24 protein-coding genes and 1 other annotated feature are annotated in these 24,197 nt (G+C 51.1%); of the genes, 14 read left to right on the top strand and 10 right to left on the bottom strand.

Going from position 1 to position 24,197, the window contains the following annotated elements; all coding sequences use genetic code 11:
- Positions 1–16 precede the first annotated feature (16 nt).
- From asnB to wzzB, 6 genes are all read left to right on the top strand, one after another.
- On the top strand, positions 17–1,906 hold the full coding sequence (asnB, locus tag AL479_RS00405; protein ID WP_061074632.1) for an asparagine synthase (glutamine-hydrolyzing): 1,890 nt from the start codon (positions 17–19) through the stop codon (positions 1,904–1,906).
- Positions 1,861–3,018, top strand: coding sequence for a glycosyltransferase family 4 protein (locus AL479_RS00400; RefSeq protein ID WP_081093625.1), 1,158 nt, complete (start codon positions 1,861–1,863; stop codon positions 3,016–3,018). The genes asnB and AL479_RS00400 overlap by 46 nt, the downstream gene beginning before the upstream one ends.
- Positions 3,019–4,143: a glycosyltransferase family 4 protein gene (locus AL479_RS00395; RefSeq protein WP_061074630.1), complete on the top strand. Its 1,125-nt coding sequence runs from the start codon at positions 3,019–3,021 to the stop codon at positions 4,141–4,143. It begins immediately after the preceding gene.
- Between the two features lie 149 nt (positions 4,144–4,292).
- Positions 4,293–5,699 (top strand): NADP-dependent phosphogluconate dehydrogenase, encoded by a 1,407-nt coding sequence (gene gndA, locus AL479_RS00390; protein ID WP_061074629.1) that lies wholly within the window; start codon positions 4,293–4,295, stop codon positions 5,697–5,699.
- Between the two features lie 237 nt (positions 5,700–5,936).
- Positions 5,937–7,103 (top strand): UDP-glucose 6-dehydrogenase, encoded by a 1,167-nt coding sequence (gene ugd, locus AL479_RS00385; RefSeq protein WP_061074628.1) that lies wholly within the window; start codon positions 5,937–5,939, stop codon positions 7,101–7,103.
- 143 nt (positions 7,104–7,246) lie between these two features.
- Positions 7,247–8,230, top strand: coding sequence for an LPS O-antigen chain length determinant protein WzzB (gene wzzB / locus AL479_RS00380; protein ID WP_061074627.1), 984 nt, complete (start codon positions 7,247–7,249; stop codon positions 8,228–8,230).
- Between the two features lie 63 nt (positions 8,231–8,293).
- On the opposite strand, the gene hisIE is transcribed toward wzzB, so the two are convergent.
- The 9 genes from hisIE to hisL form a co-directional block, all read right to left on the bottom strand.
- Positions 8,294–8,905: a bifunctional phosphoribosyl-AMP cyclohydrolase/phosphoribosyl-ATP diphosphatase HisIE gene (hisIE, locus tag AL479_RS00375; protein ID WP_042318146.1), complete on the bottom strand. Its 612-nt coding sequence runs from the start codon at positions 8,903–8,905 to the stop codon at positions 8,294–8,296.
- A complete protein-coding gene (gene hisF, locus AL479_RS00370) occupies positions 8,899–9,675 on the bottom strand; it encodes an imidazole glycerol phosphate synthase subunit HisF (protein WP_061074626.1) in 777 nt (258 codons plus the stop codon). The genes hisIE and hisF overlap by 7 nt, the downstream gene beginning before the upstream one ends.
- Positions 9,657–10,394 (bottom strand): 1-(5-phosphoribosyl)-5-[(5-phosphoribosylamino)methylideneamino]imidazole-4-carboxamide isomerase, encoded by a 738-nt coding sequence (gene hisA, locus AL479_RS00365; protein ID WP_061074625.1) that lies wholly within the window; start codon positions 10,392–10,394, stop codon positions 9,657–9,659. The genes hisF and hisA overlap by 19 nt, the downstream gene beginning before the upstream one ends.
- Positions 10,394–10,984 (bottom strand): imidazole glycerol phosphate synthase subunit HisH, encoded by a 591-nt coding sequence (gene hisH / locus AL479_RS00360; RefSeq protein ID WP_061074624.1) that lies wholly within the window; start codon positions 10,982–10,984, stop codon positions 10,394–10,396. The genes hisA and hisH overlap by 1 nt, the downstream gene beginning before the upstream one ends.
- Positions 10,984–12,051 carry a bifunctional histidinol-phosphatase/imidazoleglycerol-phosphate dehydratase HisB gene (hisB, locus tag AL479_RS00355; RefSeq protein ID WP_061074623.1) on the bottom strand — a complete coding sequence of 356 codons (1,068 nt, stop codon included), beginning with the start codon at positions 12,049–12,051 and terminating at the stop codon, positions 10,984–10,986. Before hisB ends, hisH begins: the two co-directional genes overlap by 1 nt.
- Entirely contained in the window at positions 12,048–13,127 is a 1,080-nt protein-coding gene (gene hisC / locus AL479_RS00350; protein ID WP_061074622.1) for a histidinol-phosphate transaminase, read from the bottom strand. Before hisC ends, hisB begins: the two co-directional genes overlap by 4 nt.
- Positions 13,124–14,428 carry a histidinol dehydrogenase gene (gene hisD / locus AL479_RS00345; RefSeq protein WP_061074621.1) on the bottom strand — a complete coding sequence of 435 codons (1,305 nt, stop codon included), beginning with the start codon at positions 14,426–14,428 and terminating at the stop codon, positions 13,124–13,126. The genes hisC and hisD overlap by 4 nt, the downstream gene beginning before the upstream one ends.
- Positions 14,429–14,527: 99 nt before the next feature.
- On the bottom strand, positions 14,528–15,427 hold the full coding sequence (hisG, locus tag AL479_RS00340; protein WP_061074620.1) for an ATP phosphoribosyltransferase: 900 nt from the start codon (positions 15,425–15,427) through the stop codon (positions 14,528–14,530).
- Between the two features lie 47 nt (positions 15,428–15,474).
- Positions 15,475–15,597 (bottom strand) — a sequence feature (His leader region).
- Positions 15,573–15,623, bottom strand: a complete 51-nt coding sequence (hisL, locus tag AL479_RS00335; protein ID WP_001364200.1) for a his operon leader peptide — start codon at positions 15,621–15,623, stop codon at positions 15,573–15,575. (Overlaps the previous feature by 25 nt.)
- 162 nt (positions 15,624–15,785) lie before the next feature.
- Here hisL and AL479_RS00330 point away from each other — a divergent pair, with 162 nt between their 5' ends.
- The 6 genes from AL479_RS00330 (at position 15,786) to tsuB (ending at position 20,720) form a co-directional block, all read left to right on the top strand.
- Positions 15,786–16,610, top strand: coding sequence for an SDR family oxidoreductase (locus AL479_RS00330; protein ID WP_061074619.1), 825 nt, complete (start codon positions 15,786–15,788; stop codon positions 16,608–16,610).
- A gap of 46 nt (positions 16,611–16,656) precedes the next feature.
- Complete coding sequence (locus AL479_RS00325; RefSeq protein WP_061074618.1) at positions 16,657–17,586, top strand: LysR family transcriptional regulator; 930 nt, start codon at positions 16,657–16,659, stop codon at positions 17,584–17,586.
- A 216-nt stretch (positions 17,587–17,802) separates the two neighbouring features.
- On the top strand, positions 17,803–17,865 hold the full coding sequence (gene yoeI / locus AL479_RS00320) for a membrane protein YoeI (protein ID WP_099433339.1): 63 nt from the start codon (positions 17,803–17,805) through the stop codon (positions 17,863–17,865).
- On the top strand, positions 17,855–19,216 hold the full coding sequence (locus AL479_RS00315) for an APC family permease (RefSeq protein WP_042318166.1): 1,362 nt from the start codon (positions 17,855–17,857) through the stop codon (positions 19,214–19,216). The genes yoeI and AL479_RS00315 overlap by 11 nt, the downstream gene beginning before the upstream one ends.
- A 202-nt stretch (positions 19,217–19,418) precedes the next feature.
- The gene (gene tsuA / locus AL479_RS00310; RefSeq protein ID WP_061077900.1) at positions 19,419–20,477 is read left to right on the top strand and encodes a thiosulfate utilization transporter TsuA/YeeE; all 1,059 of its coding nucleotides are present in this window, start codon (positions 19,419–19,421) and stop codon (positions 20,475–20,477) included.
- Positions 20,478–20,492: 15 nt separating this feature from the next.
- Positions 20,493–20,720: a thiosulfate utilization sulfurtransferase TsuB/YeeD gene (gene tsuB / locus AL479_RS00305; RefSeq protein WP_000985275.1), complete on the top strand. Its 228-nt coding sequence runs from the start codon at positions 20,493–20,495 to the stop codon at positions 20,718–20,720.
- 35 nt (positions 20,721–20,755) lie between these two features.
- Here the strand turns inward: tsuB and sbcB are convergent, their stop codons facing one another.
- Positions 20,756–22,180 (bottom strand): exodeoxyribonuclease I, encoded by a 1,425-nt coding sequence (gene sbcB, locus AL479_RS00300; protein ID WP_061074617.1) that lies wholly within the window; start codon positions 22,178–22,180, stop codon positions 20,756–20,758.
- Positions 22,181–22,419: 239 nt separating this feature from the next.
- Between sbcB and dacD the strand changes: the two genes are divergently transcribed.
- Positions 22,420–23,592, top strand: coding sequence for a serine-type D-Ala-D-Ala carboxypeptidase DacD (gene dacD, locus AL479_RS00295; protein WP_081093623.1), 1,173 nt, complete (start codon positions 22,420–22,422; stop codon positions 23,590–23,592).
- Between the two features lie 121 nt (positions 23,593–23,713).
- Positions 23,714–24,187, top strand: a complete 474-nt coding sequence (gene sbmC / locus AL479_RS00290) for a DNA gyrase inhibitor SbmC (RefSeq protein ID WP_061074616.1) — start codon at positions 23,714–23,716, stop codon at positions 24,185–24,187.
- The last annotated feature ends 10 nt before the right edge of the window (positions 24,188–24,197 follow it).

Genomic DNA, 24,197 nt, shown 5'->3' with positions numbered 1-24,197 from the left:
AAAGAGATTAATTCATATGTGCGGTATAGCTGGTTTTATGTGTTCGCCTGATATAAACAGGATCTATGAGACGCCTGATATTGTTGTATCGATGTTAGATACACTGAAACGAAGAGGCCCAGATGGTTCCGGCTATTATATTAATGACGAGCCTAAAGTCATTCTCTGCCATACTCGGCTGGCAATTGTTGATCTATCAGACGCTGGTCAACAACCGATGCATTCTCAATGCGGTCGCTATGTAATAGCATTTAATGGTGAAATATATAATCATCTCGAATTGAGACAGCTATTAGCAAATAATAGCGAAATATCCTGGCGAGGTCATTCTGATACTGAAACGCTTCTGGCGTGTTTTAGTGAATGGGGAATTGATAAGACATTGCAGTCATGTGTTGGGATGTTTGCAATTGCATTATGGGATAAAAAAGAGAACAGACTGACATTAGCGCGTGATAGAGTTGGAGAAAAACCATTATATTGGGGGTGGCAAAATGATGTCCTTCTATTTGGATCAGAACTAAAAGCGTTGAAGGTACATCCATCATTTAATGCTGAAATAAGTAGAGATGCACTTTGCTTGCTATTAAGACATAACTATATCCCTGCACCACATACAATATATCAGGGTATCCACAAGCTACAACCTGGCCACTATCTGAGTGTCGAATTATCTGGTAATGAGAGAAAAGAAACGCTTCATCAGTATTGGTCATATGAGAAGGTAGTACAAGAAGGCTTAGCGAATCCTTTCTCTGGTTCCCCAGATCAAGCAGTTAAACATCTTGAGTCATTAATCGCTCAGAGCATTAATGGACAATTAATCTCTGATGTTCCTCTTGGTGCTTTTCTCAGTGGTGGAATTGATAGTAGTCTTATTGTATCCATCATGCAGTCTTTATCATCAACGCCAGTGAAAACATTTTCTATAGGATTTGATGATAAAAAGTATGATGAAGCTATCTTTGCTTCTGAAGTTGCCAGTCATTTAGGTACAGAGCATACAGAAATGTACGTTAGTGACAAAGATATACTGGATGTTATTCCTCTATTGCCTGAAGTGTATTGTGAACCTTTTGCTGACAGTTCCCAGTTGCCAACATATTTGGTCAGCAAAATGGCCCGACAACATGTTACCGTAGCGTTGAGTGGTGACGCAGGAGATGAATTATTTGGTGGGTATACACCTTATCGCTTTACGCCAAAGTATTGGAACTATGCGCGTAATATACCATTGCCGATTAGGAAATTAGCTTCCAGGTATATTGATATGCTGCCGGTAAACCCAAAGGTAAAAAAATTGATAGAGTGCATGGCAGCACAGAATCCACAACTTTTTTACAGGAATATCATCAGCCATTGGCTTAATCCTGAGGAGGTGGTTAAAGGCTCGAATGAACCATCAACAGCATTTAATCATTCAACTTCGTTTTCTGATAATGGTGGATATGTTGACTGGATGATGTCAGTAGATGCACAGGTCTATATGGCAGATGATATTTTAGTCAAAGTTGACAGGGCTGCTATGTACAATAGCCTTGAAACACGAGTACCATTATTGGATCACCGGGTTATCGAATTTGCATGGCAACTACCAACTACATTAAAAATCAGGGATGGTGTTGGTAAATGGCCGCTACGAGAAATACTCTATAAGCGAGTACCGAAATCTATGATTGAACGGCCTAAGAAAGGATTTTCTGTTCCGTTAGCCTCATGGTTGCGCGGACCATTGCGTGATTGGGCCGAGCATCTGATTTCGTATCATCGTCTCGAAGATGAAGGATACTTTAATGCTGCTGCAGTGAGAAGTTGCTGGAGTCAGCATATTCAAGGCAAGGCTGATTATTCAAGAAAGTTATGGAGCATACTTATGTTCCAATCATGGTTAGAAAAACAAAAATGAAAGTCGTTCATATTATCATTGATTTGAATGTTGGTGGAGCGGAACTCATGCTTCAGCGTCTTATCAAGCATACCGCTGATAGTTGTGTTGAACATATTGTCATTTCACTTACTGATATTGGTACGCTCGGCGAGGCAATTCTCAAAAGTGGGGTGGAGGTAAAGTGTTTAAACATTAATTCCCCAATCAAATATATCAATGGTTTATGGAGGCTCTATAAACTATTTAATAAAATTAAGCCAGACGTTGTTCATACCTGGATGTACCATAGTGATCTTATCGGTGGTATTTCTGCAAAAATTGCGGGTGTTAAAAAAATAATTTGGTGTGTTAGAAGTACTGATATCAGTAAAGGAGGAAGTAAGCTCACACTTCTGATCAGATGGTTATGTGCTAAAATTTCATCGTTTATTCCTGATACCATTATTTATGCAGCTAACGCTTCGAGAGAAGTTCATGAACAGTGTGGTTATGATAAACATAAATCATTGGTCATCTCCAATGGATTTGATTTAACTAAGCTGTCGCCAGATAGATTTTCCAGAAGTAATTTAAGAAAAGAGATCGGCTTAGCAGAAGATGATCTTGTGATAAGTTCAGTTGGCCGCTTCAGTCCAGTAAAAGACCATTCGACATTTATATCAGCAGCTCTTCTACTTGCAGAAGAGTTCAGTAATATTCGTTTTTTATTAGTAGGTCGTGATTTAACCTCACAGAATAAAATGATAATGTCACAGATTAGTACGAGTAGCCACTTTGATAAATTTCTCCTCCTTGGAGAACGTAGTGATGTTCCTGCCTGCTTGTATGCTTCTGATATTTTTTGTCTCCATTCAGTGACTGAGGGCTTCCCTAATGTATTAGGAGAAGCAATGGCAATGGGGATTCCAGCCGTGACTACCAATGTTGGTGACGCTGCTTTTTTACTTGACAGAGAAAATTTTGTTGTTCCTGCTGGAAACTCATATTTATTAGCACAGAAACTGCGAGAAATTATTCTGTTAACACGTGAAGAGCGCATTAAATTAGGACATATGTTACGGCTGCGAGTTGAAAGTAATTTTTCTATGGATACTGTAGCCAATAAATATTTATCTGTTTATGAAAATTAAATGAAAAAGATTGCTTTTATAATTAATAATGTTGATTTTTTAATATCTCATCGATTTCCAATCTTACTCGAAGCTTTGAAAGATGGGTTTCAGGTTCATGTGATTGCTCCTGGTTCTAGCAATAATGAGGTTTTAAAAAGACATAATATAATAGGTCATGATCTCTTTCTTTCCAGAGGTGGCAATAATCCATTTTATGACTTATTTACTTTGCTTCAGCTCATAAAACTTCTCAAATTTCTTAAACCTGACCTTGTCCATCTTGTCACGATTAAGCCAACACTTTACGGCGGAATTGCTGCCAGGATTGCAAAGGTACCTCATGTCGTTGCAGCCGTCTCTGGGTTGGGAACCGTTTTCCTGAGCAGAGGGATCATCAGTGGCTTACGTCGTTTACTTGTTACAAATTTATACCGTTCTGCTCTGAAGCATAAGAAGATAAGAGTTATTTTTCAGAACCCTGACGACCGAAAGTTACTTGTGAGTGCTGGCATATTAAAAGTGTCTGATTCCTGTTTGATTAGAGGTTCAGGCGTTGATTTACGTGAGTATCCTTATCTACCAGAAAATGTTTTCGGTAAGACCGTAGTAATGGCGTCCAGATTACTAAGAGATAAAGGTGTTTATGAATTTATTGAAGCTGCGCGTTTGCTCAAACAAAGGAACGTTGAAGCTGATATAAGAATTATAGGTTCGCCAGATATTTGTAATCCAACAAGTATCACTGAGGCTGAAATAGACAAATGGACATCAGAAAATATTGTCGAATTCTGCGGTTTCCGAAGCGATATTGCTGAGCAGTATTCTAGGGCTAATGTAGTCTGTTTACCCTCATATCGCGAAGGATTACCTAAATGTCTGGTCGAAGCAGCAGCGTGCGGAAGGGCTGTTGTTACCACGGATGTCCCTGGTTGCAGAGATGCGATAGAGGCGAATGTTACTGGGATGCTGGTTGCGGTTCGCGACCCAGTATCACTAGCTGACGCGATTGAGTATCTGTTAAAAAATCCAGATGAAAGAATAAGAATGGGGAAAGCGGGGAGATTGTTAGCTGAAAATGAGTACTCTATCGAACATATAGTGAATCAGCATTTATCCATCTACAATGAATTAATTCAGTCCTGACGTTTAATGCTAGTGTCATGTGCGATTATCTTTTTTGCATCCTATCTGGCACTTGATGCTACCCATCTCGCCCTAAGCTAAGTTAACATCTGTAATACATTCAAGCCGCGCATACGTCGCGCGGTGACCACACCTGACAGGAGTATGTAATGTCCAAGCAACAGATCGGCGTCGTCGGCATGGCAGTGATGGGGCGCAACCTGGCGCTCAACATCGAGAGCCGTGGTTATACCGTCTCCGTGTTCAACCGCTCCCGTGAAAAGACCGAAGAAGTGATTGCCGAGAACCCTGGCAAGAAACTGGTGCCTTACTACACGGTGAAAGAGTTTGTTGAATCCCTCGAAACGCCTCGTCGTATCCTGTTAATGGTGAAAGCAGGCGCGGGTACCGATGCTGCCATTGATTCTCTGAAACCGTATCTGGATAAAGGCGATATCATCATTGATGGTGGTAATACTTTCTTCCAGGACACCATTCGTCGTAACCGCGAACTTTCTGCTGAAGGTTTCAACTTCATTGGCACCGGTGTTTCCGGTGGTGAGGAAGGTGCGCTGAAAGGACCGTCTATCATGCCTGGCGGGCAGAAAGAAGCCTACGAACTGGTAGCGCCGATTCTGACGAAGATCGCTGCAGTCGCTGAAGATGGCGAACCTTGCGTGACCTATATCGGTGCTGATGGCGCAGGCCATTACGTGAAAATGGTTCACAACGGTATTGAATATGGCGATATGCAGCTCATCGCTGAAGCCTATTCTCTGCTGAAAGGCGGTCTGAATCTCTCTAATGAAGAGCTGGCCAGCACCTTTACTGAATGGAACAATGGCGAGCTCAGCAGCTACCTGATTGATATCACTAAAGACATCTTCACTAAAAAAGATGAAGAGGGTAAATACCTCGTTGATGTCATTCTGGATGAAGCGGCAAACAAAGGTACCGGTAAGTGGACAAGCCAAAGTTCTCTGGATCTCGGCGAACCGCTGTCTTTGATCACTGAATCGGTCTTTGCGCGTTACATCTCCTCACTGAAAGACCAGCGTGTGGCTGCTTCTAAGGTCCTGACCGGTCCGAAAGCACAGCCTGCGGGTGATAAAGTTGAGTTTATTGAGAAAGTGCGCCGTGCGCTGTACCTTGGTAAAATCGTTTCCTACGCGCAAGGCTTCTCGCAGCTGCGTGCGGCGTCCGACGAGTACAACTGGGATCTGAATTACGGTGAAATCGCGAAGATTTTCCGTGCTGGTTGCATTATTCGTGCGCAGTTCCTGCAGAAGATCACGGACGCCTACGCGAAAAATGCAGGCATTGCCAATCTGCTGTTAGATCCGTACTTCAAGAACATCGCTGATGAATACCAGCAGGCGCTGCGTGATGTTGTTGCCTACGCTGTTCAGAATGGTATCCCGGTACCGACTTTCTCTGCGGCCGTTGCCTACTACGACAGCTATCGTGCGGAAGTATTGCCAGCTAACCTGATCCAGGCACAACGTGATTACTTCGGTGCGCATACCTATAAACGTACTGATAAAGAAGGCATTTTCCATACCGAATGGATGGATTAATTACATTGTTTGTCAGAAGCCCGGTCTAAAGACCGGGCTTTTTTTTTATCCTGATTCTTATTGCATAATCTTCATTGCTTAATATTAACTTAATATTGTCCCTTTAGGATGATAAAGATAATCCTAATTGTATTAGGCTTCGTTGACACATTATTCGCTCAGACGCTAAAACAATAATAACGTGTCAGGATGTGAATACATCATGATGTCTAATTAAGTTAATTCTGAGAGCATGCAATGAAAATCACCATCTCCGGTACCGGGTATGTCGGACTGTCCAACGGTCTGCTAATCGCACAGCATCATGATGTGGTTGCATTAGACATCATCCCCTCCCGTGTTGAAATGTTGAATGATCGGATATCTCCGATTGTCGATAAAGAAATTCAGCAGTTCTTAACGTCGGAGAAAATTAATTTCAAAGCCACACTGGATAAGCATGATGCTTACCGAAACACAGATTATGTTATTATTGCGACGCCGACCGATTATGATCCGAAGACCAATTACTTCAATACTTCAAGCGTAGAATCCGTCATTCAGGATGTAATAGCGATTAATCCAAATGCGGTGATGATAATTAAGTCTACCGTCCCGGTTGGGTTTACCGCTGCGATGGGTAAAAAATTTAAAACCCAAAATATTATATTTTCCCCTGAATTTTTACGTGAAGGTAAGGCGCTCTATGACAACTTGTATCCGTCGCGTATTGTCATCGGCGAGCGCTCTGAACGAGCAGAGCGGTTTGCCGCTTTGCTTCAGGAAGGGGCGGTGAAGCAAGATATCCCTACGCTGTTTACGGATTCTACCGAAGCGGAAGCGATAAAACTTTTTGCCAACACCTATCTGGCGATGCGCGTGGCCTATTTTAACGAACTCGATAGTTACGCTGAAAGTTTAGGTTTAAATACCCGCCAGATCATCGAGGGGGTTTGTCTGGATCCGCGTATTGGCAATCACTATAACAATCCTTCTTTTGGCTACGGCGGTTATTGTCTGCCAAAAGATACCAAGCAGCTTCTGGCTAATTATCAATCAGTCCCGAATAATATTATTTCAGCAATTGTTGATGCCAACCGCACTCGCAAGGACTTTATCGCTGATGCCATTCTCGCCAGAAAACCAAAGGTCGTGGGGATCTATCGTCTGATCATGAAAAGCGGCTCGGATAACTTCCGCGCATCTTCCATTCAGGGGATCATGAAGCGCATTAAGGCCAAAGGTGTGGAAGTGGTGATTTATGAACCTGTGATGCAGGACGAGATGTTTTTCAACTCGCGAATCGAACGTGATTTGACGCAGTTTAAACAACAGGCTGATGTCATTATCTCGAACCGCATGGCTGAAGAGCTCAAAGATGTCGCCGAAAAAGTCTATACCCGCGATCTCTTTGGCAGTGATTGATTAGTCAACTGAGGGGAAGGGAGTCCCTGATAATGGGTTAAAAACCTACCAGAATTTTCGCAATCCTACCAATTTTCCTATGGCATAAATCACGTTTCCCGATAAACTGTCACGAGATTTAACCTTTCATAGTTAGGGTAGTGATGACAGTGGAAAATAACAACCTATCTGGGCGTAGCAACGAACCGGAACAGATTGATTTAATTGACTTAATGGTTCAATTATGGCGCGGTAAAGTGACAATAATCATCTGCATTATTGTGGCCATCGCTCTGGCCGTAGGTTACCTGGCGGTAGCGAAAGAGAAATGGACCTCGACGGCGATAATCACTCAGCCTGATGCGGGTCAGTTAGCGACGTATACTAATGCCATGAATATCCTTTATGGTCAGAATGCGCCAAAGATTAATGATGTTCAGTCCGGAATTGTTGGACGGTTTAGTTCGGCTTTTTCTGCGCTCTCAGAAACGTTAAATAATCAGTTGAACCCTGAAAAATTGACAATTGATTCTTCGGTTAAAGGGCAACCTTTACCATTGAAAGTATCATACTCGGCAGATAATGCAGAGACTGCCCAAAAAACGTTGGCACAATACATTCAACAAATTGACGAAGCCGTTTCTAAAGAAATCAACGCCGACCTTGAGATGAGCATTAAAACCCGTGTATCTGACTTAGAACATTCACTTGAAGCTCAGGAAAAGGTTGCAAAAGAGCAAAAATCGTTGCGTATCGCGCAAATTAATCAGGCGCTGAAAATTGCAGAGCAATCCAATATCAAACTGCCTCAGATCCAGCAAGCCGATCAAGTCTCCCAGGACACAATGTTTATGTTGGGAAGTGAAGCCTTGTCTTCCATGGTCAATAACGAAGCAACACGCCCATTAACGTTTTCTGATGATTACTATCTGACGCGACAAAATCTGTTGGCGGTCAACTCGCTTAAGATTGATCCGGATAGCATTCATGCTTACCGTTATGTAATGAAACCGACGTTGCCTGTTTATCGCGATAGCCCGAAAAAAGCGATTACTCTGATACTGGCGACACTGCTTGGTGGAATGATTGGTGCCGGCGTAGTGCTGGGACGTAATGCGCTGCGTAACTACAAACCCAAAGCGCAGTAATATTACCCTTCAAAAAAAAACCGGGCCAGTTGTGAACTGGCCCGGTTTTTTTACGCCTTAAGATTACTGATGACGTTTGCGCAGATTCTCAATGACCGTCGTCAGGTCGAGATCCTGATCCTGCAGCAGGACCAACAGGTGATACATCAAATCCGACGCCTCGTTGGTCAGTTCGAAGCGGTCATGCACCGTGGCCGCCAGCGCGGTTTCGACACCTTCTTCACCCACTTTCTGCGCGATGCGCTTGGTGCCGCTGGCATACAGTTTCGCGGTATAGGAACTTGCCGGGTCAGCCGTTTTGCGCCCGGCTAACAGTTGCTCAAGCTGATACAAGAACAGCCACTGATGACTGGTTTCGCCAAAGCAGCTACTGGTGCCTTTGTGACAGGTGGGCCCGATGGGATCCACCAGTACCAGCAAGGTATCGTTATCACAGTCTGGTGCAATGCTGACCACGTTCAGAAAGTTGCCCGACGTCTCGCCTTTGGTCCACAGACGCTGTTTGGTGCGCGAGAAGAAGGTGACTTTGCCGGTTGCCAGGGTTTTATCCAGCGCGTCTGGGTTCATATATCCCAGCATCAACACTTCACCGGACACCGCGTGCTGTACGACGACTGGCATCAGTCCGTCGGTTTTTTCCCAGTCCAGTTGGCTGCGTTGTTGCTCTGTTAACATATCCTGATCTCCACGCCCTGTGCTGCCAGGTACGCTTTTAATTCACCAATATTGATTATCTGTTTGTGGAAGACGGAGGCGGCAAGCGCACCGTCGACATCGGCATCGCGGAAAGCCTCGAGGAAGTGTTCCATGGTGCCCGCGCCACCGGAGGCGATCAGCGGTACGCGGCAAACATCACGTACCTTTTTCAACTGTTCAAGGTCGTAACCGTTACGCACGCCGTCCTGGTTCATCATGTTGAGGACGATTTCTCCGGCACCGCGCTTTTGCACTTCCTGTACCCAGTCGAGGGTTTCCCAGGTGGTGACGCGGGTGCGGCTTTCGTCGCCGGTATATTGATTGACATGATACTTGCCGGTTTCAGCGTCGTACCAGGTATCAATCCCCACCACAATACACTGTACGCCAAAACGGTCAGCCAGACGGGTAATCAGCGTTGGGTCAGCCAGTGCCGGCGAGTTGATGGAGATTTTGTCTGCGCCAAACGAGAGAATTTTGGCCGCGTCGTCAACTGACTTAATCCCGCCCGCCACGCAGAATGGAATGTCGATCACTTCCGCAACGCGTGAAACCCAGCTTTTATCGACCACACGACCGTCGCTGGACGCGGTGATATCGTAAAACACCAGTTCATCGGCACCTTCATCGGCGTAGCGTTTCGCCAGCGGGACGATGTCGCCGATGATTTCGTGATTACGGAACTGCACGCCTTTCACGACCTGACCATCGCGAACGTCGAGGCAAGGGATTATACGTTTTGCCAGCATTGGATCGCCTCCTTAACGGTGAATTTGCCTTCCAGCAACGCACGCCCGACGATCACGCCGCGCACGCCGGTTTCGCGCAGTGCGGCGATGTCGTTGATATCACCGATCCCGCCAGAGGACTGGAAAGCCACCTGTGGATATTTTTCGCATACCTCTTCATACAAAGAGACGTTTGAGCCCGCCAGCGTGCCGTCGCGAGAAATATCCGTGCAGAGTACATGTTTCAGGCCCACTGGCAGATAGGTTTCGACCAGTTCTTCGAGCGACACGCCGGAGTTCTCCTGCCAGCCGCTCACCGCCACCTGTTTGTTTCCCTGCTCATCAATACGCACATCCAGCGCGAGGACCAGTGCGTCGGCGCCAAAACGCGTGAACCAGCCTTTCACCATTTCTGGCGACTTTACCGCCGTGGAGCCAACCACCACGCGGGCGACACCCGCCGCCAGCAGGGCCGCAACGTCGTCTTCAGTGCGTACGCCGCCGCCGACCTGGACCGGCACGTTCACGCCAGCCACCAGGGTTTTAATCAGCGGGATCTGCCGTTTCGCCGGATCTTTCGCGCCGGTTAAGTCAACCAGGTGTAACACCTCGGCCCCCTGGGCGGCATAATCCTGCAGGCGTGGCAGCGGGTCGGTGCCGTAATCGCGCTGTTGTGCATAATCGCCCTGATGGAGACGCACGACGGTGCCGTCGATTAAATCTAAAGCCGGAATAATCATCACATCTCCAGAAAGTTTTTCAGCAACTGTGCGCCAGCGGCACCCGAACGCTCCGGGTGGAACTGCACACCGAAGAAGTTATCTTTTTGTACGGCGGCGGTGAACGGCTCGCCGTAGTGGCACTGGGCGATGGTCCACGGATTGACCGGCATTGCATAGCTGTGCACAAAGTAGAAATACGCGCCGTCCTCAATGCCCTGAAAAAGACGATTCCCGGCCTGCGGATAAACGCGGTTCCAGCCCATATGTGGCAGCGGTAAACCGAAATCGGTCATCTTCGGTACGTCCTGATCGACAATACCCAACAGGTCGACGCCGTTCGTCTCCTCACTTCGCCGCCCCAGAATTTGCATTCCGAGGCAGATGCCGAGCACCGGTTGGGTGCAGGCTTTAATCAGATCGATCAGTTCGCGCTCGCGTAACTGGTCCATTGCCGCCTGCGCCGTGCCGACGCCTGGCAGAAACAGTTTATCCGCGCGTAAGACCACATCCGGGTCACGACTGACTGTCGGATCATAACCGTGACGTGCGACGGCGGATTTCACCGAGTTCAGGTTGGCGCAGCCGGTGTCGAGGATCACCACGTTCATCACAGCACTCCTTTGGAAGAGGGAAGGGTCTCACCCTCAACGCGAATGGCCTGGCGCAGCGTACGGCCGAAGGCTTTGAACAGGCTTTCCACACGGTGATGGTCGTTTTTGCCTTTGGTCTTCAGGTGCAGCGTCACACCCATGGTGTAGGAGAGTGAACGGAAAAAGTGTTCGATCATCTCGGTACTCAGATCGCCGACGCGCTGATAGGTGAACTCGGCGCGGTATTCGAGGTGCGGGCGCCCGGAGATATCCAGCGCGCAGCGCGCCAGGCATTCGTCCATCGGCAACACAAAGCCAAAACGGTTGATGCCGCGCTTATCGCCGAGCGCCAGTTTCAACGCCTCGCCCAGCGCCAGACCGGTGTCTTCCACGGTGTGGTGATCGTCGATATAGAGATCGCCTTTGACGGTAATCTCCATGCGGAACCCACCGTGTGTCGCAATTTGATCGAGCATATGGTCGAAGAAGCCGACGCCGGTGTTAATTTTGCTGCCGCCTTCACGGTCCAGCCACACTTTGACGTCAATCTGCGTCTCTTTGGTGACGCGCTCAACGTGGGCGTAGCGGTCGCGTTTCGTCAGTTGCTCGCCAATCGCCGTCCAGTTCAGCGTCTCGCGATGGTAACGCAGCCCGGTAATCCCCATATTTTCAGCCAACTGGATATCGGTAGCGCGATCGCCAATGACGTAGCTGTTGGCGCTGTCCATCGCCTGCTCAGCGAGATAGCGTTCGACAAGCTTCACTTTCGGCTTCCGGCAGTCGCACTCCTCAGCGGGCAGGTGCGGGCAGATCAGCACGTCATCAAACCGCACGCCCTGCGAGGTCAGGATTTGCATCATCAGATTATGCGGGCCGTCGAAATCCGCCTGCGGGAAGCTCTGCGTTCCCAGACCGTCCTGATTCGTGATCATCACCAGCTTAAAGCCCGCTTTTTGCAACTTCAGCAGCACCGGCACGACGTCCGGCTCGAAGGCCAGTTTGTCAAAACGATCCACCTGGAAATCGCTCGGCGGCTCGGAAATCAGGGTTCCATCACGATCGATAAAGAGATACTTCTGGCTCATACTTGCTCCGCACGTAAAGCGTCAATGACGCGCTGGCTTTCTTCACGGGTACCAACAGTAATACGCAGACAGCCGCTTAAAGACGGTTGCTTGTTCTGGTCTCGTAAGATAATGCCCTGATCCCACAAAGATTTAAATACGCTACTGGAGGCGGTGAAGCGCGCCAGAATGTAGTTGGTTTCGGAGTCAAAAACCTGTTCAACGCAGGCAATCTCTTTAAGCGCTTTCACCAGGTATTGACGCTCAAGCAGGATCTGCGCCACGCGTTCGCGCATGGCAGTGATGCCCTGCGGGCTTAGCGCCTGTTCGGCAATGTCGGCAACGGGGGTAGAAAGCGGGTAGGGAGCGATCACTTTCAACAGCAGGTTAATCACCTCCTCATTCGCCAGCGTAAAGCCGCAGCGCAGACCGGCGAGGGCAAACGCCTTGGACAACGTGCGCAGAATGACGAGATTAGGATATTCAGCAAGCCAACCCGCCAGCGTTGCCTGCGGGCAAAACTCGATATAGGCCTCGTCGGCGACCACAATGGCTTTGCCGCGCGTCAGTTCCAACAACGTCCGCAGATCCTGCGGATGAATCAGCTGGCCGGTGGGGTTATTGGGACTGCACACGTAAACGACCTTTACGCCATCCAGATTGTCTGAAATGGCCTGCATATCCAGCTGCCAGTCGGCGAGCGCCGGTACAGTACGGCATTCGACGCCAATGGTTTCGGCGCTGACGCTATACATCCCATAGGTGGGTGGGCAGAAGAGAATCGCGTCTTTCCCCGGTTCACAGAAGGCGCGGATAAGCAGTTCAATTCCTTCATCTGCGCCACGACTGACCAGCACTTGCTCCGGTTTGACCCCGGCGTACTGCGCATAATTTTCAATCACCGCTTTCGGCTGGCACTCCGGGTAGCGGTTCAGCGTTTGCCGGGTGAGTTGATATTCAACCGCCGTCGGGAATTCGTTGGCATTGAGCCAGACGTCGCCGTTGCCGCCCAGACGACGAGCAGATTGATACGGCGTCAGATTGCGGACGTTTTCACGGGCTAAGTCGGTGACGCTGAACGTGTTTTCAGTGCTCATGCTTGCTCCTTCAGGGCGTTAACGCGCAGGGTGACGGCATTTTTGTGAGCGGTCAGGCGTTCCGCCGCCGCCAGTGTCTCGATGGTTGAAGCCAGCGCGGAGAATCCCGCTTTAGACAGTTCCTGAACCGTCATGCGCTTCTGAAAATCCGCCAGCCCGAGGCTGGAACAGGTGGCGGTATAGCCGTAGGTCGGCAGCACGTGGTTAGTCCCGGAAGCGTAATCGCCCGCTGATTCCGGCGACCAGTCGCCGAGGAATACCGAACCGGCGCTGGTGATGTCATCAACCATGTCGCGGGCATTACGGGTTTGAATAATCAGGTGCTCAGGACCATAGAGGTTAGAGATGGCAACGCACTGCGCTAAATCTTTCGTCACGATTAATCGACTGGCGCTGAGCGCCTGACGCGCCGTTTCTGCACGCGGGAGTTCAGCCAGTTGACGTTCAACCGCTTCGGCAACGCGACGGGCGATATCGGTATCCGGGGTCAGCAGAATGACCTGGGAATCCGGACCGTGTTCGGCTTGCGAAAGCAGGTCGGAGGCGACGAAATCCGGCGTGGCGCCGCTGTCGGCAATCACCAATACTTCGGACGGTCCGGCTGGCATGTCAATCGCTGCGCCGTCGAGACGCTGACTGACCTGACGCTTCGCTTCGGTCACAAACGCGTTTCCAGGGCCAAAAATTTTGTCCACTTTCGGCACGGATTCGCTGCCAAACGCTAGGGCGGCAATGGCCTGTGCGCCGCCAACGTTAAAGACTTCCTGCACACCGCACAGCTGCGCCGCGTAGAGAATTTCATCGGCAATCGGCGGCGGGGAACACAGCACCACCTTCTTACAGCCCGCAATGCGCGCCGGCGTGGCGAGCATCAGTACGGTAGAAAAGAGCGGGGCGGATCCGCCGGGAATATACAAACCGACGGACGCCACCGGACGTGTCACCTGCTGGCAGCGTACGCCTGGCTGGGTTTCCACATCAACGGTCGGTAATTTCTGCGCGTTGTGGAAGGTTTCAATGTTTTGCACCGCGACAGCCATCGCTTGCTTGAGATCGTCGCTCAGTCGTGCGCTGGCGGCGGCTATCTCTTCCGCGGTCACCTTCAGCGCCGCAACCTCGGTTTTATCAAACTTCGCGCTGTACTCGCGCAGGGCGTCATCGCCACGGGCTTTGACGTTATCCAGAATCTCGCTCACGGTGCGGGTGATGCTGTCAGACGCGGAAATCGCCGGGCGCATCAGTAATTCACGCTGCTGCTCAGAGGAACACGTGTTCCAGTTAATGATTGTGCTAAAGCTCATGTCACTTTCCTTTTTATGCCGGATGACGCCTTGCTTATCCGGCCTACAGGACCCGTAGGCCCGGTAAGCGAATGCGCCACCGGGCGCCGTCGCGCGCAATTATTCCATCATTTTCTCAATCGGCAGCACCAGAATTGAGCTGGCGCCGAGCGCTTTCAGTTTTTCCATCGTCTCCCAGAACAGGGTTTCACTGCTGACCATGTGCATCGCCACGCGCTGCTGATCGCCAGCCAGCGGCAGAATAGTTGGGCGCTCGGCACCTGGCAGCAGCGCGATGACCTCTTCCAGACGCTCGCTTGGCGCGTGCATCATGATGTATTTCGATTCGCGAGCCTGGATAACCCCCTGAATACGGGTCAGCAGCTTATCGACCAGTTGCTGCTTGGCGTCGGTCATCTCACCGTCACGCTGGATCAGACAGGCTTTAGAACGGTAAATCACTTCCACTTCGCGCAGACCGTTGGCTTCCAGTGTCGCACCGGTCGAAACCAGATCGCAGATGGCATCGGCGAGGCCCGCGCGCGGAGCCACTTCCACAGAACCGTTCAGCAAACAGGATTTAAAGGAAACGCCTTTCTGATCGAGATAACGTTTGAGCAGGTGGGGATAAGAGGTGGCGATGCGTTTGCCATCCAGCGCGGCGGGGCCATCCCAGGTTTCATCGACCGGCGTTGCCAGGGAAAGGCGGCAACCGCCGAAATCGAGGCGACGCAGCGTAAAGTAGCGCGGGTCTTCGCCCTGGGCACGGCGGTTCAGCAGTTCTTCTTCCAGAACGTTCTCGCCGATGATGCCCAGGTCAACGACGCCGTCCATCACCAGACCGGGGATATCGTCGTCACGCACACGCAGAATATCAATCGGCATATTCTCTGCCATCGCAATCAGACGCTGGGTGTGTAAGTTAATTTTAATCCCGCAGCGGGCAAGTAATTCACGTGAGTCATCGCTCAAACGACCTGATTTCTGAATAGCTATGCGTAAACGGCTGTTGTCTAACATTCTCTTTTCCTCTTTATCCTGTCTGAACCTGTCTGAATTTCGCGCCAAAAAAAAAGCCCCCGGAAGAAATCTTCCGGGGGCTTTCTCATGCGTTCATGCACCACTGGAAGATCTGAATGTCTCCCAGCACACATCGCCTGAAAGACTAGTCAGGATGATGGTGATGATGGTGGTGTTTAAATTGAACGCGTGTCATAAAATTCTCGATGAATGCTTATTCATTTGATGCCTTTTAACCTAAACCACTTTAACGCCTTAAAGCAAGCGCTTTTTTTAATTCCTATTTATAGTATGAATTGTCAGTCTTAAAACGCTGGCGTAGCCTTATAGACATAGTGCTGGAGTCAGGAGAAAACGGATGAAAAAGGTCGCAGTTGTCGGTTTAGGATGGTTAGGCATGCCGCTGGCGATGTCGCTCACTGCCAGAGGCTGGCAGGTGACGGGGAGCAAAACCACCCAGGATGGCGTGGAAGCGGCCAGAATGAGCGGGATCGAAGGATATCCGCTACGGCTCGAGCCTGAGTTGGTGTGTGAAACAGATGATCTGGATGCGCTGATGGATGTCGATGCGCTGGTGATTACCTTACCGGCTCGTCGTAGCGGTCCGGGAGAAGACTTCTATTTACAGGCGATGCAGGAGCTGGTCGACAGCGCGCTGGCGTATCGTATTCCGCGCATTATCTTTACCAGTTCGACCTCCGTCTATGGTGACGTGCAGGGGACGGTTAAAGAGGGAACTGCGCGTAATCCGGTCACCGCCAGCGGTCGCGTATTAAAAGAGCTGGAAGACTGGCTGCATAATTTACCGGGTACTTCGGTCGATATCCTGCGACTGGCCGGGCTGGTGGGACCAGGGCGTCATCCAGGCCGTTTCTTCGCGGGCAAAACCGCCCCTGATGGCGAACACGGCGTCAATCTGGTCCATCTGGAAGATGTGATTGCCGCCATCACGCTGCTGTTACAGGCACCGAAAGGGGGACACATCTATAATATATGTGCGCCTTCGCATCCTGCCCGTAATGTGTTCTATCCGCAGATGGCGCGTCTGCTGGGAATGGAGCCGCCGCAGTTCCGTGATTCCGCGGCTAACAACAAAGGTAAAATTATAGATGGCAGCCGGATCTGTAATGAGCTTGGGTTTGAATACCAGTATCCCGATCCGCTGGTGATGCCGTTGGAGTAATGCATACCGCCAGCAGCTAGTCGCCATACACCGCAAGGGGGCGTGTATGAAACCACTGCTGGACGTGCTCATCATCCTTGATGCCCTTGAGAAAGAGGGCAGCTTCGCGGCGGCGTCCGCCAAACTGTATAAGACGCCGTCTGCCCTCAGTTATACCGTCCACCGTCTGGAAAGCGATCTCAACATTCAAATCCTCGATCGCAGCGGTCATCGCGCCCGGTTCACGCGCACGGGTCAAATGCTGTTAGAGAAAGGGCGGGAAGTCCTGCACACCGTGCGGGAACTGGAAAAGCAGGCGATAAAACTTCACGAAGGCTGGGAAAATGAACTGGTGATCGGCGTGGACGATACCTTTCCTTTTTCCCTGCTCGCCCCTCTGATCGAATCCTTTTATCAGCATCACAGCGTCACGCGCCTGAAATTCATTAACGGCGTATTGGGGGGATCGTGGGATGCGCTGATCCAGGGTCGGGCGGATATTATTGTCGGCGCGATGCATGAACCCCCTTCATCCAGCGACTTTAGCGTTGCGCGCCTGGGCGAACTGGAACAGATTTTTGCCGTTGCGCCACACCATCCGCTGGCCGAAGAAGCTGAGCCGCTGAGCCGCAGTACCATCAAACGCTATCGCGCGATTGTGGTCGGCGACAGTTCGCCTCTCGCTGCTGCAACGGCGACGCAACTGCTTGACGATCAGGAGGCGATCACTGTCTTCGATTTTAAGACCAAACTGGAACTGCAAATCAGTGGTCTGGGATGCGGTTATCTTCCACGTTATCTGGCGCAGCGCTTCCTGGACAGTGGGGCGTTAATCGAAAAAAAAGTGGCTGCGCAAATCCTCTTTGAACCGGTATGGATGGGGTGGAATGAGCAGACGGCAGGGCTCGCCAGCGCCTGGTGGCGGGATGCGATTTTAGCAAATAGTGCTATCGCGGGGATCTACAAAAAAGACGATAGCGAAAAATCAAACATTTAAGAAAAAATAGTTCGCGACAACCCTCTCATTCTCTTGTCTTTTCGCCTCATTTTAGTGCACAATGCGCCGCTTGCAAAAAATGACATTAACCGACGTTTTCATACGCGTCGGTTATTTTTTTGCATCAAACCAATCATTCATACAAAGAGGCCGGGCTTCGTACCGGATAGATATTTACTAAAAACCGACAGTTGTTGTCGCTGAGGAATCCAGAAAATGGGGCAATTTTTTGCTTACGCGACGGCATTCGCCGTAAAGGGGAATGACCATGTCGCATAACGCTACTCCAAAAACCTCTCGCGTGGAATTACGTAAAACGCTTACGTTGATTCCGGTTGTCATGATGGGTCTTGCCTATATGCAGCCGATGACGCTGTTCGATACGTTTGGTATCGTTTCAGGCCTCACTGACGGTCACGTTGCAACGGCGTATGCCTTTGCGCTGATCGCTATTCTCTTTACTGCGTTGAGCTACGGTAAACTGGTTCGCCGTTTCCCGTCTGCTGGCTCGGCGTATACCTATGCCCAGAAATCCATCAGCCCGACCGTTGGCTTTATGGTGGGTTGGTCATCCCTGCTGGACTACCTGTTCATGCCGATGATCAACATCCTGCTGGCAAAAATTTACTTTGAAGCGCTGGTGCCGTCCGTACCGTCGTGGATCTTTGTTGTCGCGCTGGTGGCCTTTATGACCATCTCCAACCTGCGCAGCATCAAGACCGTGGCAAACTTCAATACCCTGATTGTGATCCTGCAGATGGGCATTGTGGCGGTGATTGTGGGTCTGATCATCTACGGCGTGTCGAACGGTGAGGGCGCCGGTACGCTGACCAGCACGCGTCCGTTCTGGTCGGAAGGCGCGCACGTCGTGCCAATGATTACCGGAGCAACGATTCTGTGCTTCTCGTTCCTGGGCTTTGACGGTATCTCTTCGCTGTCTGAAGAGACCAAAGATGCAGAGCGCGTGATCCCGAAGGCTATCTTCCTGACGGCGCTGATTGGCGGCCTGGTATTCATCGGCGCCTCTTACTTCCTGCAACTGTACTTCCCGGATATCTCTCGCTTTAAGGATCCGGATGCGTCTCAGCCTGAAATCATGCTGTACGTGGCAGGTAAAACCTTCCAGTGGGGCGTGCTGATTTTCTCCAGCGTGACCGTTCTGGCGTCCGGTATGGCGGCACACGCAGGCGTCTCTCGTCTGATGTACGTAATGGGCCGTGACGGCGTATTCCCGACGCGCTTCTTTGGTTACATTCATCCGAAGTGGCGTACCCCGGCATGGAACGTGCTGCTGGTGGGGGCAATTGCGCTGATGGCGATTAAATTTGACCTGGTGACGGCGACGGCGCTGATTAACTTCGGTGCGCTGGTGGCGTTTACCTTCGTGAACCTGTCTGTCATTTCACAGTTCTGGATCCGTGAAAAACGCAACAAGACGCTGAAAGACCACTTCAACTATCTGGTGCTGCCAGTATGTGGCGCGCTGACTGTTGGCGCGCTGTGGATCAACCTGGAAGAGAGCTCTATGGTTCTGGGTCTGATCTGGGCCGGTATCGGTCTGGTGTATCTGGCCTGCGTGACCAAAAGCTTCCGCAACCCGGTTCCGCAGTACGAAGATATCGCACAGTAATTCATAAGGTTTGTAGACCCGGTAAGCGAAGCGCCGCCGGGCAGGAAGCCGGAGTTAACCACTCCGGCTTTTTTTATGTCACTGGTTTATTTCCAGTCATTATTCATAACCATTCGTTCTAAATTAGAGAATTTGGTTATTGGTTCCCAGCCGCATGCTCAGGAATAATTTCCTGATTGATATTCTTCAGGCTAACGAATTTATGTTTTCAATGATTTTAAGCGGGGTTATCTGCGGCGCGCTGCTGGGCTTTGTGATGCAGCGTGGACGATTCTGCCTGACCGGCGGTTTTCGCGATATGTATATCGCCAAAAACAACCGCATGTTTTATGCGCTGCTGATTGCGATTTCCGTGCAGAGCGTCGGTGCTTTTGCGCTGATTCAGGCGGGGGTGATTCGCTTCGATGCGGGCGCGTTCCCGTGGCTCGGTACCGTTGTCGGCGGTTATATTTTCGGGATTGGGATTGTCTATGCGGGCGGATGTGCTACCGGAACCTGGTATCGTGCGGGTGAGGGGCTGATCGGCAGTTGGATTGCGCTGGCGACCTACATGGTGATGAGCGCGGTGATGCGTTCGCCTCATGCCAGCGGTTTAAATCAGACGCTAAAAACGTACAGCACGGAGCACAACTCCATGGCTGACACGCTGAACCTCTCCGTCTGGCCGCTGATTGCCGTTCTGCTGGTAGTGACGCTCTGGGTAGTCAGTAAAGAACTGAAAAAGCCAAAGCTGAAAGTCGCCTCTTTGCCGCCGCGTCGTACCGGGCTGGCGCATATTCTGTTTGAAAAACGCTGGCACCCGTTTGTGACGGCGGTGCTGATTGGTCTTATCGCGCTGCTGGCCTGGCCGCTGAGCGAAGCCACCGGGCGTATGTTTGGGCTCGGGATCACCTCGCCGACGGCTAACATTTTGCAGTTCCTGGTGGCGGGAGACAGCAAGTTCCTCAACTGGGGCGTTTTCCTGGTGCTGGGGATTTTCCTCGGTTCGTTCATCGCGGCGAAAGCCAGTCGTGAATTCCGCGTACGGGCTGCCGATGCGGCAACCACGCTACGCAGCGGCTTCGGCGGGATCCTGATGGGATTTGGCGCCAGTATTGCCGGCGGCTGCTCTATCGGTAACGGTCTGGTGATGACGGCGATGATGACCTGGCAGGGCTGGATTGGCCTGGTATTTATGATCCTTGGCGTCTGGACCGCGTCGTGGATTGTGTTTGTTCGACCGCAGCGTAAAGCCCGTCTGGCAACCGCTGCGGCAAATTAAGCGTAAGGATTAATGATGGCGATTAAAAAACTGGACGTGGTCACGCAGGTTTGCCCGTTCCCACTGATTGAAGCAAAAGCCGCGCTGGCTGAAATGGCGAGCGGTGACGAGCTGGTGATTGAGTTTGATTGCACCCAGGCGACCGAAGCGATCCCACAGTGGGCGGCTGAAGAAGGGCATGCGATTACGGACTATCAGCAGGTTGGCGATGCCGCCTGGAGCATCACCGTCCAGAAAGCGTGATAACAGGCCCTCCGCCTTGGCGCGGAGGGCGAATTTCAGACGATCTCTTCAGCGTACTGCCACAGTGCCTTCAGCAGTACCTGCTTCTCTTTATCATCTGCATATTCCTGATACAACATCTGCAACTCGTCGGCGTAGCGCTGCAAATATTCCGGGGTAAAGACCTGGCGACGATGCTCCAGCCAGCGCTGTTGCTCCGCTTCATCCAGCGTGCCGGGGAAATTACGCGCCCGATAGTTGAACAGCAGTTTCTCAATCCGCGGATCGACAAAGGTGATATCCAGCGCCGGCAGGTTCTGTGGATCGGTTTCCAGCACAATCTTCATTGCCGCCCGGTCAGCATCGCTGAAGAAACCATTATAAAGCTGGGCATCAACGTTGTCGGACGGCGTGAACGGTTCCGCTTCCGCAAAGATGGTGACCACTTTGTCACGCACCTGCGGATGTTCACGCAGGACTTTCAGATTATCGAGACAATGCTGGCGATTAATCCCCAGACGGTCGGCATCTTCCGGGCGCAGCGTGTTCGCTTGTGCCAGCACCGGGCATTTGTTGATGTGCACCAGCTTCAGCGGCACGGCGGCGTTATCGCCCAGATCGGCTTTGGCGGTGTACAGACGTTCGCGCAGGGTATCGCTGTCCAGTTCCAGCAACGGCGAAATATCACCGGCCAGATCGACCATAATCACGGCATTACGGTTATCCGGATGCCAGGCCAACGGCGCAACCCAACTGGTGTTGCCGCGCCATGCGCCAAACATGCCGGAAACATGTACCAGCGGTTTCATTTGCGGCACGTCAATCAGCGCGGCCAGCTTGTGTTTGTTACGGTGCGTGTAGAGATACTCAAACAGACGCGGCTGACGTGACTTCACCAGTTGCGCCATCGCAATGGTGGCATAGACATCCGCCATCGCATCGTGTGCGTTGCTGTGCTCGATGCCGTTCGCTTTCGTCAGATGCTCCAGGCGAAAACTGGGGAGGCCATCGTCATTTTCCGGCCAGTTGATGCCTTCCGGGCGCAGGGCGTAGCAAGCGCGCATCACGTCCAGCAGATCCCAGCGCGAATTATCATGCTGCCAGCTCCAGGCGTAAGGATCGTAGAAGTTGCGGTAAAGCACGTTGCGCGTGACCTCGTCGTCGAAGCGCACGTTGTTATAGCCAATGATGCAGGTTTTCGGCACCGTAAACAGTGCGTGGATCCGCGCGGCAAACGCAGCCTCATTATCCCCTTTTTCTCGCGCTTCCTGAGGGGTGATCCCGGTGACCATCACGGCGCCCGGCTGGGGCAAATAGTCATCCGCTGGTTTGCAGTAAAAAACCTCAGGCTCACCGATGACGTTGAATTCGCTATCGGTACGCAGCGCGGCAAATTGCGCAGGCCTGTCGAGCGCCGGATGAATGCCAAAGGTTTCGTAATCGTGGAAGAGAAAGGTGGGTTGTTGCTTGCCGTCATTCATAAATAAGTGGGTTCCGTGACTTCTGGTTGCGCGCTGCCTGGACTGCACAGAGTACCAAAGTTCGGCGCGGTAATCAGCCTGACTCGCCGCGAAGGACTAAAGAAACTCGCCATCAGGAACGCGCGCTGATCTTCTAAAGAGAGAAATCCATGCCATAAGTCACATTTCCTTGCAATTAATCCCTGTTTGTTTTGCCAAATTTCCGTAAAAAGGACGGCTCTTTTCGAACGTCTGAGGACATGCTGTTGAAACCCCGTCTGTTTATTACCGCTTCTTTACTCGCGATGCATCTCTCTTCTGCACTTGCTGCCGGTACGGCTGACTTTGCGCCACCGCCTCCGGGCATTGAAGCCGGTTCATGGGTGCTTATGGATTACACCACGGGGCAAATTCTCACTGCGGGTAATGAGCATCAACAGCGCAATCCTGCCAGTCTGACCAAGCTGATGACCGGTTACGTGGTTGACCGCGCCATTGACAGTCAGCGTATTACGCCGGACGACATCGTCACGGTGGGACGCGACGCGTGGGCGAAGGACAATCCGGTCTTCGTCGGCTCCTCGCTGATGTTCCTCAAAGAAGGTGACCGGGTATCCGTGCACGATTTAAGCCGTGGGCTGATTGTTGATTCCGGTAACGACGCCTGCGTGGCGCTGGCTGACTATATCGCCGGAGGACAGCCGCAGTTTGTCGCGATGATGAATAATTACGTCAAGAAGCTCAATTTGCGGGATACCCATTTCGAGACGGTTCACGGACTGGATGCCCCAGGTCAGCACAGTTCAGCTTACGATCTGGCGGTGTTGTCCCGGGCAATCATTCATGGTGAGCCTGAGTTCTATCATATGTACAGTGAGAAAAGCCTCACCTGGAACGGCATTACTCAACAGAACCGTAACGGGCTGCTGTGGGATAAAACCATGAACGTGGATGGCCTGAAAACCGGACACACCTCGGGGGCTGGCTTCAACCTGATTGCTTCTGCGGTGGACGGTCAGCGCCGACTGATCGCCGTGGTGATGGGGGCAAATAGCCCAAAAGGGCGTGAGGAGCAGGCACGTAAACTACTGCTCTGGGGACAACAACATTTCGACACGGTGCAGATCCTGCGCAGCGGTAAGCAGGTCGGAACGGAGCGCATCTGGTACGGCGATAAAGAGAATATCGCGCTAGGCACCGAACACGATTTCTGGATGGCGCTGCCGAAGGCGGAAATCCCGAACATCAAAGCGAAATACATCCTGGATAAGAAGGAACTGGAAGCACCGCTTGCCGCACATCAACGGGTCGGGGAAATTGAACTCTACGACCGCGACAAACTGGTCGCCCACTGGCCTCTGGTCACGCTGGAAGCCGTCGGTAAGGGGGGCGTCTTCTCCCGTCTGAGCGATTATTTCCATCACAAAGTCTGAATCGTACTGACAGAGACTGGCAGGAGTTCGGCTACGCTCACATAATAACCACAAAGTGCTTGTGACGGCGGTTTAGTCTTCGTTATGCTGTATATAAATACAGTGTAACGATGGAGGCAACATGAACTACGAGATCAGAAACGCTGATAAGCGCACCGTTGCAGGTTTCCACCTGGTGGGACCGTGGGAGCAAACGGTGAAACAAGGCTTTGACCAGTTGATGATGTGGGTGGATGGCAAGCAGGTTGTGGCGCAGGAGTGGATCGCCGTTTATTTCGACAATCCGGATGAAGTACCCGCCGAAAAACTGCGCTGTAGTACGGTCGTTTCCGTGCCCGCTGATTTTGTCATACCGGAAAACAGCGAGGGCGTAACGCTCAGCGAAATCGAAGGTGGTCAATATGCGACGGCGGTTGCGCGTGTCGACAATAACGATTTTGCGACGCCGTGGTATCAGTTCTTCAATAGTCTGATGCAGGACAAGGCGTATGAAATGGCGTGTAAACCCTGCTTTGAAGTCTATCTGAATAACGGTTGCGAAGACGGTTACTGGGATATCGAGATGTATATCGCGGTGCAACCTGTCACGAAGTAAGCCTAAAACC

Origin of the sequence: Citrobacter amalonaticus, from assembly GCF_001559075.2 — a bacterium.
Lineage (GTDB): Bacteria > Pseudomonadota > Gammaproteobacteria > Enterobacterales > Enterobacteriaceae > Citrobacter_A > Citrobacter_A amalonaticus_F.
The sequence above is the reverse complement of the archived record's forward strand: the minus strand, read 5'-3'. Positions and strand labels throughout refer to the sequence as shown.